We start from the raw sequence: 13,872 nt of genomic DNA on the forward strand, positions 1-13,872 counted from the left end.
GCGGCTTGCTCCCGACACGATCTATGCATTTCGGGCATGGAGATTCTGCAAATTTTCTATTGGACGGCATGGCGCGAAGCGGAACACACTGGAATCCACGCCAAAAATTCGAATGCTCCAGGAGATTACCCGTGCCCCAGAAACCCCGCCACGCAGGCCAAGCAATTGTCGATTCCCTCGGGCTTCATGGCGTCAAACGCGTCTTCGCCGTCCCCGGCGAGTCCTATCTCGCGGTGCTCGACGGCCTGCACGGGACGGACATCGATACCGTCGTGGTACGGCACGAGGGCGGCGCCGCGTATATGGCCGAGGCGCACGGCAAGCTGACCGGTGAGCCCGGCGTGGCCATGGTGACCCGTGGACCGGGCGCCGCCAACGCGTACGTGGGGATCCACACGGCGTGGCAGGACGCAACCCCGATGGTCCTGTTTGTAGGCCTCGTGCCCATCGCCGACCGAATGCGCGAGTCCTTCCAGGAGTTCGATCCCAACGCCTGGTTCGGGTCCCAGGCAAAGCGCGTGTTTATCCTCGACCAGTCAGAGCGGGCCTCCGAAATTGTTGCTGAAGCATTCTTCGCCGCGAAATCCGGCCGCCCGGGCCCCGTGATCGTGGGCCTGCCGGAGGACGTCATCACGCACGACTTCACGGGCACCCTGGCGGACCCCATCCCGGTTGCGGACGGCGCCGTCTCGCCCCGCGAACTCGAGGCGATCACGGCCGCACTTTCGGGTGCCCGGAAGCCGCTCCTGTTCGTTGGCGGTCAGCGCTGGACACCCGGGGCTGCCGCGGCGCTCACACGCTTCGCGGAGACCAACGGCATTCCAGTCGCACAGGACTGGCACGCCTCGGACCGCGTCCCGTTCCGCTCCCCGGTCAACATCGGCACGCTTGGCTACGGCCGCGGCGACACGGCTGCCGCCATGTTCGACGAGGCGGACGTCGTCATTGCCATCGGCGCCCTGCCAACTGACGTCCCCACGGACGGGTTTAGACTGCGCCAGCGCCCGAACGCCGTGAACTGGCTGGTAAGCATTGACTCCGCCCTTCGGGGCCGCTCCGGAGCGGTCACCGGTCATGTCCTCGCCTCACCGGTGGCGTTCGCGCAGGCAGTCGGCGGACTGGCGCTGGGTCGCGCCGCTGTCTGGGACGCCTGGCGAGCCCGCGGCCACGATGCACACGCTGCATTTGCGGCGATCGGCGGCGACGCCGGCCTCCCCGTTACGGCGGACGGCACTGCGCACATGTCAGTAGTGGTCCGGGAACTACTCCAGCGTCTCCCCGAGGACGCGCTGTACACCATCGGCGCAGGCAACCACACGATGTGGGCCCAGCAATTCATCCCCACAAACGTGTACCCGTCCCAGCTGGCCACGCGCAACGGCTCGATGGGCTACTCCATCCCGGCCGCGATCGCCGCGGGCCTCGAGTCACCCGGGCGACTCGTCGTGGCTGTGTGCGGCGACGGCGAGTTCCTCATGAACGGCCAGGAGCTCGCGACGGCGGAGCAGCAGGGCGTCCCCGTCCTCGCGATCATCCTCGACAACCGCCAGTTCGGCACGATCCGCGACCATCAGGAACGGGACTTCCCGGGCCGTGTCTCCGGCACCCAGCTCGCCAACCCGGACTTCGCCGCCTTCGCCCGGGCGTTCGGCGGCCACGGCGAGACCGTAACTGCCGACGGCCAGGCGGCCGGCGCCGTCGAACGCGCCTTCAAAGCAGTGACTGAACAGCGCAAACCAGCCCTGATCCACGTCATTGCCGATCAGTCGATCAACCTACCGTAAAGGAACCCCATGACCCACTACGCCGTGATCAACCCCGCCACCGGCCAGACCGAGGCCGAGTACCCGGCCGCCACCGATGAGCACGTTCAGGACTGCCTCGCAGCCGCGGAAAAGGCGGTCGCAGTCCTCGCAGGCTTCACTGCCGCCGAGCGTGCGGCCCTCCTGCGCCGGGTTGCGGACCTGCACGCTGAGCGCCGCGACGAGCTCGCTGCGATCATCACCCGCGAGGTGGGCAAGCCCATCAGCCAGTCACTCGGCGAGGTTGATATCGTCATCTCCATCTACCGCTATTACGCCGAGAACGGCCCGGGCTTCCTGGCCGAGGACGTGCTGAACCCGACGGCCGGCGGTTCGGCCGTGGTACGCAAAGAGGGACTCGGCGCCCTCCTGGGCATCATGCCGTGGAACTTCCCGTATTACCAGGTGGCCCGGTTCGCGGCGCCGAACCTCATGATCGGCAACACGATCCTGCTCAAGCCGGCCCCGCAGTGCCCCGAGTCGGCCCTGGCGATGGAGGCGATCTTCCGCGACGCCGGCCTACCCGACGGTGCGTACGCGACCCTGTTCGCGACAAACGACCAAGTCGCCGACGCCATCGCGGACCCTCGCGTGGCCGGCGTCTCGCTCACGGGCTCGGAACGCGCGGGCTCGGCGGTCGCTGAAATCGCCGGGCGGCACCTTAAGAAAGTCGTTCTCGAACTGGGCGGTTCGGATCCGTTCGTGGTTCTTGACGCGGACGGGGCTGGCATGGATGCCCTCGTCAAACGGGCCGTTGCCGCGAGGCTCGGCAACGCCGGGCAGGCGTGCAACGCGGCCAAACGCTTCGTGGTTCTTGACGCGGTCTACGACGAGTTCGTCGAGAACTTCAAAGCGGCCCTCGCTGCCACCGCGCCCGGCGACCCGACGGACCCTGCAACGTTCCTCGGCCCGCTGTCCTCCCAGGCGGCCGCGGACACACTCCAGGGCCAGCTCGATGCGGCCGTGGCCGGCGGGGCCACCGTGCTCCTGGCCGGTGGGAAGACGGCCACCGATTCGGCCTACTTCCGCCCCGCGGTCCTCGCCGACGTTACCCCGGACATGGGCGTGTACTACGAGGAGCTGTTCGGTCCCGTGGCGATGGTCTTCCGTGCCCGCTCCGAGGCGCACGCCATCGCAATCGCCAATGACACTCCATTCGGTTTGGGCGCCTCCGTGCACTCGGGCGATGCGGACCGGGCGGCCCGGGTCGCGGACCAGATCACCGCCGGCATGGTCTCGATCAACGAGGCGGGCGGCAGCGCGGCGGAGCTTCCATTCGGCGGGGTGAAGCGCTCCGGCGTCGGCCGGGAGCTGGGCCGGTACGGGATGGAAGAGTTCGTCAACCGCAAGCTCGTCCGCACCCGCTGAGCCGGCAGCTGTCCGCAAGATGCGGCGGAACTTTCCTCTGACTTTTGACGTCTTGCGCCCTAGAATGGCGCAGGAACCCCAATCTCGCATCATTGCCGGAAAGGACCATCAGCATGAGCCGTGAAAACGTAACTCCAGCGGCCACAACGGCGGCCCGCACCCTGTTCCGCGCCGCACTTGGCGGTGTGCTCGTCGCGCACGGTTCGCAGAAACTTTTCGGATGGTTCGGTGGGGGCGGCATCGAGGCGACCAGCAAAGGCATGGATGCCATGGGCTTCCGCCCGGCCAAGACCAGTGCCATGCTGGCCGGCCTCGGTGAAGCAGGTGCGGGCCTTGCGCTTGCTCTCGGCTTCGCCACGCCGGCGGCAGGGGCCGCCGCAGCGACGACCATGGGAGTCGCAGCCAGCGTGCACGCACCCAACGGCTTCTTTGCCACGGACGGTGGCCTGGAGTACCCGGCGGTCCTCGGGCTCGCGGCCACGTCCTTCGCGATCGGCGGCCCCGGACGGGTTTCCCTGGATGCCCTGACCGGCCACGTCCTGGACAGGCCGTGGATGCGGGCGGTTGCCGTCACAGCCATACCGGTGGCGATCGGCATACAGATTTACCGCCGCCGCAAGGCGCTTGCTGCGGACGACAAACCGGCATCGGGTGCCACCCCGGAAGGGGACGGATCCGCAGAACCGGGCTGAGGCCACACTGCAGGGTGGAAGCAGGCAGCTCAGCCCTTCAGCGTCGCGTCGAGCAAAGCCCGCAGCTCCTGGAAGTGCCGTTCGGTCGCCTCCGGGTCGAAGGCGGACGTGTCGGCCATGGTGTAGCCGTGGGGCGCCCCTGCATAGATCTCGTTGGACGCCTCAAGCCCCGCGGCCCGCAGGGCGTCGCCGAGCCGGGCGACGGCGTCCGGAGCCATGCTGCGGTCATGGTCCGCGTGGCCGAACACGAACCGGGCCCGTGCATTGCGAAGCTGCAGGTGCGGGCTGTCCGTCTCGTCCGTGGCCAGGCCGCCGCCGTGGAAGCCGCCGCACGCCGTCACCACATCCGGGTGTGACGTCGCTGTCCGGACGGCCAGCCGGGCGCCCATGCAGTAACCGGTGGTCCCGATGGGGCCCGGCGCTACGCCGTCAAGCCCGGCCAGCGCGGATACCCACGCACTGATGTCCGGCAGCGCCTTGTCCGTCGTCAGGCGGCCTACCCGGGGAAAGGCAGCCTTGCCTGCAGCCTCCCGCCCTTCCTCGGTGGACATGTCCACGGCCGGGGCGAGGTCAGCTATGGATCCGTCACGGTAGAAAACGTTTGGAGCCAGCACCACGTAGCCCCAGTCAGCGATGCGCTGGGCCATGTCCTGGATTCGAGGGCGCAGGCCGAAGGCGTCCATGTAGAGAATGACGCCGGGAAGAGGGCCGTTGGCGGTGGACGGGCGGGCCACGAGGGCCTCGGCGGTGCCGTCTGCGGCGGGGATTTCGATGGGCATGGGCCCACACTACCGCCCGTCGATGGACGGGTCCCCATTGTTGATGCCGATCGAACGACCCCGGGCGAAATGGGCGTTGGCGATTTCGTTGACTTCACGGACACTCTTCCCGGGACAAGCCAGCCGGATCCACTCATAGTCCCAGTCCTGCATCTCCCGGACGCGGCGGATCCGTTTATTGACGCGCATCTGGGCAGCAAGATCATCCATGCCGGGGACCGGTCGGGGAGGGGCCACGACAGGTTGGGGCTTAGGTCTCGGCACTTTGGCCGGTCGGGGCGGGGCCTTTGCGGAGTGGACGACTGCCACTGTCAACGCAACCACACCCAGGGCAACAAGCAGGACCCACCAGTATTGGATGATGAGGACTATCACGAAGAGGGCGAGAATGGGGGCACACCCGATGGCGCCGGCGCCCCCGCTTCGTGAACGACGTCGTTTAGCTGCCATGCTGGAACTCTCGCACCAGGGGAGCGGCGTGTCATGAGTATTTACTACTCACTTTGGGCGGTGCCCTCTTTATGCAAAGCCTCGACAGATGCTCACTGTGAGAACGACGCAACGAGGCCGGCGAGCGGAGGGGGTGCATGTCCGGCCGGCAATGCGTCGATGAGCAGGGGCGCGTATCGGACCTTGTTACCGCTGCGTCCTCTGAAGAACCGGCGCAGTTGCGACGTCACCGGTCGCTCTCGCTGCGACGGCTGGCGTTGGAGGAGCCGGAACGACGCGAGCTCACCTTGAGCTTCGATGACCTTGAGCACGGCATCGACGCCGAGGCATCGGATGAGTTCGTCCTCCAGGTCGGCGTGACAGACGTGGAACCCAAGATCGGCCAGGGGCCCGGATCCGATGCCGGCCCGCTCGAGCGCGCGGGCGATGCCACCAGACTCTCCTGCATCGCAGACACCAAGTAACCGGTGGCCTGCGCCATTCGGGCCGTAGCGGTCGAGGAAGTGCACGATGCTGGTCGCGCCTCCCATTGCCACGACGAACACCCGCGCTGCTGTCAGATCATGGCCAAGCCGAAGGGCCAGCGCCTCGACCGCCAACCGGTCACTTTCGCCCTCGACCAACACCGTCGTCGCCTGCATGGAAACCAGTATGTCGGACGCCCTGTCGCGGCGACGATGGTGATGCTGTTTAGGAAGCTTGGACGGGCCGGAGTTGGCCCCCAGTTCGAGGTGATCGCTCCTATGACGGAGGGCCGAGTGACCCCGGATCGACGAAAGCAATCTTGCCAAGGAGGGTGATGTTGTAACTAAGTTTCAAGATCCACGCATCGTTGTCACGAATCCCTACATCGACTGTGAGGCCAGAGAAAATGTTACTGACTGGCTGCGCAGTAAACGGCGCGTGCCCCGCAAGGAAGTGGCGCGGACGCCACTTGTCGATAGCGAATCCAGCGTTTATCGACTGATGATCGTCGGAGATTGCGCTCAGGCCAGCGAACGGAGCCCATAGTTGGAGTGAAAATACCGTTGTATAGTCGTGCTGGTTTGATGACGGCCGTGGAATTGAATAGTGGTTGATCGCCCAATTAAGCGGCCCTTCCTGCAATCCAAAGCCGAGGGATACGGTGTTGGTGGGAAGGAAATCGACGGTTTCGTTCAACCAGGCCGCATTGCTGTTTCCCTCCAAGTTGGCCTCCACGACGCCGGACAGGACCAACAGCCAGTTCTGATCAAGAATTGTCCGTGGCGGTGCCTGTCCCACCGCCAGTGCGGCCGGAGTAATCAGCCAGTTTTGACCCGAGAAGTTATTGAGAACAATTTCGGTCATCAGGATTCTCCTTAGGTTCCGATACAAAGTGCCGCCCTGCATAGGATCATTTTGGGAAAACTACCCGTCAAAGGGGTCTGATAGGGAGACTAAGAGGCACCCGTTACTGGGGCGTTACGGGCCGGCAAGCAAAGGTGAGCCGGCTTCACCCCTGCCGCTGCGGTGGTGCAAACCTGGGGACCCTGCATCTATTCAGCGGATCTCACCCGGAGCGGGTGAGGTTCTTGCCGGGCCTTACGCCAACAATAGTCATACCCTTCACGGGTAGGGCCGAGGGACAGGCCGTCCTGGAAACGAGAATGCATCTTTGAGAGCAGGTACGCCAAATGAGTTTCCGCGGTGTGACGGCCTTCGCGACATCGACGTACGCTTAGGCAACCGTGCGCGAATTCTTACAGGACCCTGAAACGTTTGCGTTGCTTCTGCTGGCGGCGCACATATTAATCGTGACGGTCGTAGCTGTCCTCGTGTCGATGAATCGCCGTCCTTCCTCCGCTATTGCCTGGGTGCTCGCCATAATCTTCATACCAATTCTTGGTGCCGTAGCGTATTTCTTTGTCGGCTACTCGAAGCTGCCCAAAGCGCGCCGGGACAAACAGCGCGAAGTCAACTCCCTGGTCCTGGAGCGGACTGAAGGCAGCCCGCTGATTAGCCGCGGCCTCGACTGGCCGGACTGGCTGCATTCGGCGGTGGCGTTGAACAACAACCTTGGGGCGCTCCCTATGGTTGCTGGAAACAGCGCGACCCTGTTGGACGATTACAACGGCACCTTCGATGCCATGATTGCTGAGATTGATGCGGCCACCAGTTACGTGCACGTGGAGTTTTACATCCTGGTGCTGGACGCGACGACGGCGCCGTATTTTGATGCGCTGGCCCGGGCAAGGCGGCGCGGCGTCGACGTCCGGGTCCTGTCCGATCATCTGGCTGGCCTGAAGTTCCCCGGCCGGAAAGAAACCCTGGACTTCCTCCAGAAGATCGGGGCAGAGTACCGCCCCATGCTGCCGGTGCGGCCGTGGCGCGGCGAATGGCAGAGGCCGGACCTGCGCAACCACCGGAAGATCTTCGTCGCCGATGGCCGCGTGGGATTCACAGGATCCCAAAACGTCATCGACGCGAGCTACGACACCAAGAGCAACCTGAAGCGCGGGCTCCAGTGGCACGAGCTGATGATGCGCGTTGAGGGACCTGTGGTCCGGGAGCTGGATGCGGTCTTCGCGACGGACTGGTACAGCGAAACGGGTGTGATACTGCCCCTGGCCTCAAGCCCCGTAGGAGTCGGCCATCATTCTGTGCCCATTGACGCGCAGGTCCTGCCCAGTGGTCCCAGCTTCGACAACGACAACAATTTGAAGCTCTACGCGACGCTTATCCACAAAGCTGAGCGTCGGGTCAGCATCACCAGTCCATATTTTGTCCCGGACGAATCCATCCTCATGGCGGTTGTCACGGCAGCCGCGCGGGGGCTCAGCGTCGAGCTCTTTGTTTCCGAGGTCGGCGACCAGAGCATGGTCTACCACGCGCAGCGTTCCTACTATGAGGCACTGCTCCGCGCCGGCGTCAGGATTTACCTTTACCGGGCGCCCAAGGTGCTGCACTCGAAGCACTTCACCCTCGATGAGGAGGTTGCGGTGATTGGGTCCAGCAACATGGACGTCCGTTCATTCAGCCTCAACATGGAAGTATCCGTACTTGTCCACGGGCGCGGCTTTGTGGATGCAATTCGCGAGATCGAAGACGGCTACCGCGCGGAAAGCCGCGAGCTGCACCTCGGGGACTGGGTCCGGCGTCCCATAGCCCAAAAAGTATTCGACAACCTGGCGCGCCTGACGGCGTCCCTCCAATAGGGAAGCGGTGCAGCCCAGGCGATGGGTTGACCGTTGCTGCCCCGCGCACGAGAATGCGAACCATGAGTGATCCCAGCCTTTCCGAGCCGGCTCCATTCACCGCCGATGACTTCGCCGAGCGGTTGCGGCGGGCAGCCCGCGCCGCGGGGGAGGCCGGGCTTGACGGCATCCTGGTCACTCCCGGACCGGACCTGCTTTATCTCACCGGCTATGCACCCGTGGCCATCACTGAGCGCATCACCATGCTCGTGGTCCCCGTCGACGCGGAGCCAGCCATGATCGTTCCGAGGCTGGAGAGGCCCGATGCCGAAGCGGCCGCCGGCGCTTCGATTCTGCGGATCACCGACTGGACCGACGGGAGCGATCCCTACATGGAATCTGCGGCGCTGATGGCCGGCGCCGGACGTTATGCCGTCTCTGACTCGGCCTGGGCCATGCACCTGCTCGGCCTGCGGGATCGACTGCCCAAGTCGTCCTACGTGTCGATGACGAGCGCCCTGCCGATGCTTCGGGCGATCAAGGATGACGACGAGATCGAGCGGCTGGCAGCGGCCGGTGCGGCCGCGGACCAGGCGTACGAGGAGATCATCACCGTGCGGTTCGCTGGGCGTAGCGAGACCGACCTCGGCTCTGATCTGGCCGACCTGCTTCGCCAATTCGGTCATTCGCAGGTGGACTTCACGGTCGTCGGTTCGGGCCCCAACGGCGCCAACCCCCACCACGAGATCGGCCCGCGGATCATCGAGGACGGCGACATGGTGGTGCTCGACTTCGGCGGCCTCAAGCACGGCTACGGATCCGACACGACGCGGACCGTGCACGTCGGCGAGCCTACCGCCGAGGAGCGCGAGGTCCATGACGTCGTCAGACACGCACAGCAAGCCGGGTTCGAGGCTGTGCGGCCAGGCGTCGAGTGCCAGGAGATTGACCGTGTCGCCCGGGCGGTGATCACCGAAGCGGGCTACGGCGACTACTTCATTCACCGAGTCGGGCACGGAATCGGACTGACCACCCACGAGCCGCCGTACATGGTCGAGGGCGAAACCCAGATCCTCCACCCCGGCATGTGCTTCTCGATCGAACCCGGAATCTACCTGCCGGGCAGGTTCGGTGTGCGGATCGAGGACATTGTGACAGTCGTTCCCGACGGCGGACGGCGGCTCAACCAGACCTCGCGTGAGATGAGAATCGTCCACTAGTTTGCCGACGTGACGATGACCAGGATGCCTGCGGCGGGTCGAGGCGCAGCAGGTGCCATTGCCATGCGTCAAGCCGGACGAAGAGTCCGTCGACGAGATCGTCACCGGAGCGGTCGAAACTTTCGTCCCGGGTCGGGTCGGTCAGTCTCCACCGGTGACCCCGCAGGTCAGGCCACGGTGCCTTCACCTGGCCGGTTGCGGGCGCATTGCCCAGATTCACGACGATCAGCCACCGGGTGTCACCGTCCCAGCTCCAGGCGACGAGGTGTTCGAAGCTGGCGTCGCCCGGCCATCCCGCACGGTCACACAATTGCCAGTGGCCGTCCCGGAAGGTCGGGTCGGCGACGGCCGCCAGGAGCCGGCGGTAGAACGCCGCGACCTGGTCATCGACCGGTTCGGTCGGGAAGCGGCCGAGGAACACCGGAAGGCGCACCTTCCACCCGGACAGCTGGCCGTGATGAATCAGCCGGGCGCCCGTTTGGGTCAGTGCCGTCACTGCCGCCGCCTGTGCCCGGCCGTCCACGAATACCGTCGCGGCCCGGGGCTCGTCGTGGTTTTCCACGAACCGAACCAAGGCGTTCTGGTACGTGGGCCCGGCGAGCAGGTGCAGCCGCACATCATCCGCACTGCCGCCACGAAGGCGGTCATACAAGCGCTTGTCGTAGCAGTAGTCGAAACCCTGCTGCATCAGGGACCACTCGAGATCCCAGTAGGCTTCGGCGAGGAAGACGAACCCGGGGTGGGTTTCACGGACGGCCCGGGTCACCGTTGGCCAGTACTCCGTGCCAGGTGCCCGGCCGACCCGGGCACCCCAGGTGCGGGCGAAAACGTCGTTCATGACCAGCATCGCCATATCGCAACGCACCCCGTCGCACTGATCAGCAATCGATCGCACCGTCTCTACCGCCGCCGCCCGCAGGGCGGGGTCGAACGCGTTGAGCTGAACGACGTCGGGCCACGCCGGGAAATAGGGGTCCCGGCCGTTGGCGAGCACCCGGCCGCTGGCCTCGATATAGGACGCAGGCTCCGCCGCCAGATCCGCGGCTGTTCCCTGCACGAAGAGCCCGGGTGCCGCCGTCGTCCACGGATGATCCGGGGCGACGTGGTTCGGGACGAAGTCCAGGATCAGGCGGACACTCCGCGCCGCGAGCGCCTCCCGGGCGGCGGCCAGCCCGGCGGGTCCACCCAGGCGGTCATCGACCACATAGTCCCGTACGCAATACGGCGATCCCACGACATCCTCGTCGCGCCAATCCGGGAGTGCCTCCTGGAAATCTGACCTCAGGGCGGGATTTGCCAGGGCGATCGCGATACCGGCGGGGCTGCGACGCCAGACCCCCATCAACCAGACCCAGTCGAAACCCAGGCCCGCAATCCGGTCCCAGTGCCGTTTCGGGACGGAGCCGAGATCGATAGGTGTGCCTTCTTCGAGGCTGATTGATTCCAGCCAGGCCCAGGTGTTGATTTCGTAGATGAAGGGATGGGCTGCCGACGGCGGCAAACGGTCGGGCCCCTCAGTCTTGGTTGCCATGGATTCCCGGTTCCGTTTCCGGTGGTCCAGCCGCAATGGTCGGGTCCGGGGTCTCCGTGAACACCATCCGGTAGCTGTGGCGGGGCGGGTCGAGGAGGAGGTCCGCGACCAGGGCGGTCCATCCGGTTTGGTGCATGGCGCCTAGTCCGGCCCCGTTGTCGCCGTGGAAGTACTCGAAGAACAGCAGGTGATCCTTCCACGCGGGATCCTTCTGTAACCGGTCCACGCCCCCGTAGACGGGTCGGCGTCCGTCCGGTCCGGGGAGCCAGATGTTCACGAGCCGTTCGGCGAGGTCACCGGCAATCTCCCGCAGGGTCAGGTGCTGGCCCGACCGGGTGGGGTATTCGACGGTGAAGTCGGGGCCGAAGAACTGGTCGTACAGCAGCAGCGCCCGAATGGTGAGGTAGTTGACCGGCAACCACACCGGTCCCCGCCAGTTGGAATTGCCGCCGTACATGGCGGTCCGGGACTCGGCGGGTTCGTACTGGATGGTCGCGGCGGGCAGCCCCGGAACCGTGTACGGGGTGGTGTGCCGCTTGGAGATCGACCGCAGGCCGTAGGGCGACAGGAACGCCTCCTCATCGAACAGGGTCCCGAACAGCCGGACGAGTTTGTCCATCGGGACGACCGACAGCAGCGTCCGCCGGGAATCCCCCGAACCGCGGACCTGCCATTCGAAGATCTCGTGCCGGTCGGTCTGTTCCAGCCGGCGGGCGAAGCGCTTCCGCAGGCGCAGGATCCGGTCCGTGTCCTGGGTGGGGAGCGCCACCGCGGGCAGCACCGGGATCAACCCGACGAGGGTCTGCACCCTGATGGGGATGCTGGAGCCGGCGGGGTCGGTGAGCCGGTCGTAGAAGAAGCCGTCCCCGGCGTCGTAGCAGCCTGAATCTTCCAGCGCGTCCATGATCAGAACGGTCTGTTCCAGGAATTTCACGACCATGTCATCGTAGGCGGCGTCGTGTTCGGCGAGCTTGGTCGCCAGGGTCAGCATGGCCACGGAGTAGTACGCCATCCACGCGGTGCCGTCGGCCTGGTCCAGCTTGAAGCCGGGCGGCAGGTGCGAGCGGTCGATCGGGCTAATGTTGTCCAACCCCAGAAAGCCGCCACCGAACAGGTTGTTCCCGTCGGGGTCCTGCCGGTTGAGCCACCAGGTGAAGTTCAGCAGCAGCTTGTGGAATACCCGTTTCAGGAAGTCGACGTCGGTGCCGCCGCTGATGACGAACACCCGGATGGCGGCCAGCGCATGGACCGGCGGGTTGACGTCGTCGAAGCTCCACTCATAGGACGGCAGCGCCCCGTTCGGATGCTGGAACCACTCCCGAAGGAGCACCAGCAGCTGGTATTTGGCGAACGCGGGGTCCAGGTGCGCCCAGGTGATGGAGTGGAACGCCAGATCCCAGGCCGCGAACCACGGGTATTCCCAGGGGTCGGGCATCGCAAGAACGTCGAAGGAGTCCAGGTGACGCCATCCCGTGTTCCGGCCGTTGCGGTGCCCGGCCGGCGGCGCCGGTTGGCCGGGGTCGCCGTCCAGCCACCGGTTGACCCGATACGGGTACATCTGTTTGCTCCAGACCAGCCCTGCGCAGGACTGACGGAGCACCCGCATCGGCTCGGCGCCGATGTCGGCGGGGGCGATCGCCGCGTAGAACTCGTCGGCTTCCCGCTCCCGGTCCCTCATGACGCCGTCGAAGTATGAGCCGGACCAGCGGGGGCCGGGTGCGGACTGGTCCGGGACGGCCCGGTGCAGCCGCAGCCGCAGCTCGACCCGGTCCCCGCCCGGCACGCTCACCTGGTACCACCACGCGGCCTTGGTTCCCTGATGCTGCGGATTCACGGTATCGGCGCCGGAGACCACGTGGTCGTTGATGCCGTCTTTCGGGTAGGCGGTGACCGGAGGCGCCCCGAACAGCCGGGCCGTGTTCGTCTCGTTGTCGCAGAACAAGGCCTGCGGCCACACTCCCTCCCTGGTCGGAGCGGCATCGAGCCGGTAGCCGGACAGTCGTGGGTGCTGGACGGCAACGCCGTCCCCGTCCAGGAACAACGACGGCGGCTCACCGCCCGAGATACGCCACGTGTTGCGGAACCACAGGGTCGGCAGCACAGACAGCACGGCTTCCTCGGACGCATGGTTCTCGATGGTGATCCGGGCAAGCACATCGGTCGGTGAGGCCTTCGCGTACGCGACATCCACCGACCAGTACCGGCCGCCGTCGAAGACACCGGTATCCAGCAACTCGAACTCTGGTTCGTCCCTGGAACGACGGGCGCTCTCATCTATCAGCTGCTGGTAGGGAAATGCTGTCTGCGGGTAGTGGTAGCGCCACCGCAGCCATGCGTGGCTGGGCAGTGCATCCGGGTACCACCAGTACTCCTTGACGTCCTCGCCGTGGTTGCCCTCCGGGCCGGTCAGCCCGAACATGCGCTCCTTCAGGATCGGGTCGGTCCCGTTCCAGAGCGCCAACCCGAGGCACAGGTCATGCTGAATATCGGACAGCCCCGCCATGCCGTCCTCGTTCCACCGGAACGCACGGGACCGGGCATGGTCATGCGGAAAATATTCCCACGCGTCTCCACTGTCGCTGTAGTCCTCACGGACTGTGCCCCAGGCCCGCTCGGCCAGGTAGGGCCCCCATTCGTACCAGGGATTCGCCTCGAACAGGTCGTCCTCCGCCGCGCCCGTGGCCTCAGCCAGCCGGGCGTGCTCGGCGGTCGCGCCCCGGGGCGCCGCCGGCGGCGTCGTGTTCTCGGTCATGGGTCCTCCCAAGGAAGCGTGCCTGCCGAACCTATCAAGACATGCCCGGATGGCGGCCCGCGACCTGGCCTGCCGACCCTCCACGACGCGCCGCGCCGGGTGTGCCCTCTGGCACGACGATAG

Annotated in this window: 11 protein-coding genes; 5 read left to right on the forward strand and 6 right to left on the reverse strand. The window is 65.8% G+C overall.

The features are described from left to right. Positions 1-131 precede the first annotated feature (131 nt). From CFN17_RS15770 to CFN17_RS15780, 3 genes are all read left to right on the forward strand, one after another. Positions 132-1,784: a thiamine pyrophosphate-dependent enzyme gene (locus tag CFN17_RS15770; protein ID WP_261792222.1), complete on the forward strand. Its 1,653-nt coding sequence runs from the start codon at positions 132-134 to the stop codon at positions 1,782-1,784. A gap of 9 nt (positions 1,785-1,793) precedes the next feature. Then, positions 1,794-3,170, forward strand: a complete 1,377-nt coding sequence (locus CFN17_RS15775) for an NAD-dependent succinate-semialdehyde dehydrogenase (protein ID WP_208748685.1) — start codon at positions 1,794-1,796, stop codon at positions 3,168-3,170. A gap of 113 nt (positions 3,171-3,283) precedes the next feature. Continuing rightward, the gene (locus CFN17_RS15780) at positions 3,284-3,862 is read left to right on the forward strand and encodes a DoxX family protein (protein WP_208748686.1); all 579 of its coding nucleotides are present in this window, start codon (positions 3,284-3,286) and stop codon (positions 3,860-3,862) included. A 29-nt stretch (positions 3,863-3,891) separates the two neighbouring features. Here the strand turns inward: CFN17_RS15780 and CFN17_RS15785 are convergent, their stop codons facing one another. The 4 genes from CFN17_RS15785 to CFN17_RS15800 all read right to left on the reverse strand — a co-directional run bounded on the left by CFN17_RS15785 (position 3,892) and on the right by CFN17_RS15800 (position 6,420). After that, the gene (locus CFN17_RS15785; RefSeq protein ID WP_208748687.1) at positions 3,892-4,641 is read right to left on the reverse strand and encodes a dienelactone hydrolase family protein; all 750 of its coding nucleotides are present in this window, start codon (positions 4,639-4,641) and stop codon (positions 3,892-3,894) included. Between the two features lie 9 nt (positions 4,642-4,650). Then, positions 4,651-4,851, reverse strand: a complete 201-nt coding sequence (locus CFN17_RS15790; protein ID WP_208748688.1) for a hypothetical protein — start codon at positions 4,849-4,851, stop codon at positions 4,651-4,653. 332 nt (positions 4,852-5,183) lie between these two features. Further along, the gene (locus CFN17_RS15795) at positions 5,184-5,732 is read right to left on the reverse strand and encodes a TOPRIM nucleotidyl transferase/hydrolase domain-containing protein (protein ID WP_208748689.1); all 549 of its coding nucleotides are present in this window, start codon (positions 5,730-5,732) and stop codon (positions 5,184-5,186) included. A 100-nt stretch (positions 5,733-5,832) separates the two neighbouring features. Then, positions 5,833-6,420 carry a hypothetical protein gene (locus tag CFN17_RS15800; protein ID WP_208748690.1) on the reverse strand — a complete coding sequence of 196 codons (588 nt, stop codon included), beginning with the start codon at positions 6,418-6,420 and terminating at the stop codon, positions 5,833-5,835. A 380-nt stretch (positions 6,421-6,800) separates the two neighbouring features. On the opposite strand from CFN17_RS15800, the gene cls reads away from it, so the two are divergent. After that, positions 6,801-8,267: a cardiolipin synthase gene (gene cls / locus CFN17_RS15805; RefSeq protein ID WP_208748691.1), complete on the forward strand. Its 1,467-nt coding sequence runs from the start codon at positions 6,801-6,803 to the stop codon at positions 8,265-8,267. 62 nt (positions 8,268-8,329) lie between these two features. Then, positions 8,330-9,466, forward strand: a complete 1,137-nt coding sequence (locus CFN17_RS15810; RefSeq protein ID WP_208748692.1) for an aminopeptidase P family protein — start codon at positions 8,330-8,332, stop codon at positions 9,464-9,466. Here the strand turns inward: CFN17_RS15810 and CFN17_RS15815 are convergent. Together CFN17_RS15815 and CFN17_RS15820 are read right to left on the reverse strand one after the other, a co-directional pair. Continuing rightward, entirely contained in the window at positions 9,429-10,997 is a 1,569-nt protein-coding gene (locus CFN17_RS15815) for an alpha-amylase family glycosyl hydrolase (protein ID WP_208748693.1), read from the reverse strand. The genes CFN17_RS15810 and CFN17_RS15815 overlap by 38 nt on opposite strands. Beyond that, a complete protein-coding gene (locus tag CFN17_RS15820; RefSeq protein ID WP_208748694.1) occupies positions 10,981-13,749 on the reverse strand; it encodes an MGH1-like glycoside hydrolase domain-containing protein in 2,769 nt (922 codons plus the stop codon). Before CFN17_RS15820 ends, CFN17_RS15815 begins: the two co-directional genes overlap by 17 nt. Positions 13,750-13,872 lie beyond the last annotated feature (123 nt).

This window comes from Arthrobacter sp. PM3, assembly GCF_003352915.1.
Lineage (GTDB): Bacteria > Actinomycetota > Actinomycetes > Actinomycetales > Micrococcaceae > Arthrobacter.

What these genes read in the sequence shown, in the direction of transcription:
- CFN17_RS15775 (WP_208748685.1), top strand. Translation starts at nt 1,794, where the DNA reads ATGACCCACTACGCCGTGATCAACCCCGCCACCGGCCAGACCGAGGCC.
- CFN17_RS15790 (WP_208748688.1), bottom strand. Translation starts at nt 4,851, where the DNA reads ATGGATGATCTTGCTGCCCAGATGCGCGTCAATAAACGGATCCGCCGC.
- CFN17_RS15800 (WP_208748690.1), bottom strand. Translation starts at nt 6,420, where the DNA reads ATGACCGAAATTGTTCTCAATAACTTCTCGGGTCAAAACTGGCTGATT.
- CFN17_RS15815 (WP_208748693.1), bottom strand. Translation starts at nt 10,997, where the DNA reads ATGGCAACCAAGACTGAGGGGCCCGACCGTTTGCCGCCGTCGGCAGCC.
- CFN17_RS15795 (WP_208748689.1), bottom strand. Translation starts at nt 5,732, where the DNA reads ATGCAGGCGACGACGGTGTTGGTCGAGGGCGAAAGTGACCGGTTGGCG.
- CFN17_RS15810 (WP_208748692.1), top strand. Translation starts at nt 8,330, where the DNA reads ATGAGTGATCCCAGCCTTTCCGAGCCGGCTCCATTCACCGCCGATGAC.
- CFN17_RS15780 (WP_208748686.1), top strand. Translation starts at nt 3,284, where the DNA reads ATGAGCCGTGAAAACGTAACTCCAGCGGCCACAACGGCGGCCCGCACC.
- CFN17_RS15820 (WP_208748694.1), bottom strand. Translation starts at nt 13,749, where the DNA reads ATGACCGAGAACACGACGCCGCCGGCGGCGCCCCGGGGCGCGACCGCC.
- CFN17_RS15785 (WP_208748687.1), bottom strand. Translation starts at nt 4,641, where the DNA reads ATGCCCATCGAAATCCCCGCCGCAGACGGCACCGCCGAGGCCCTCGTG.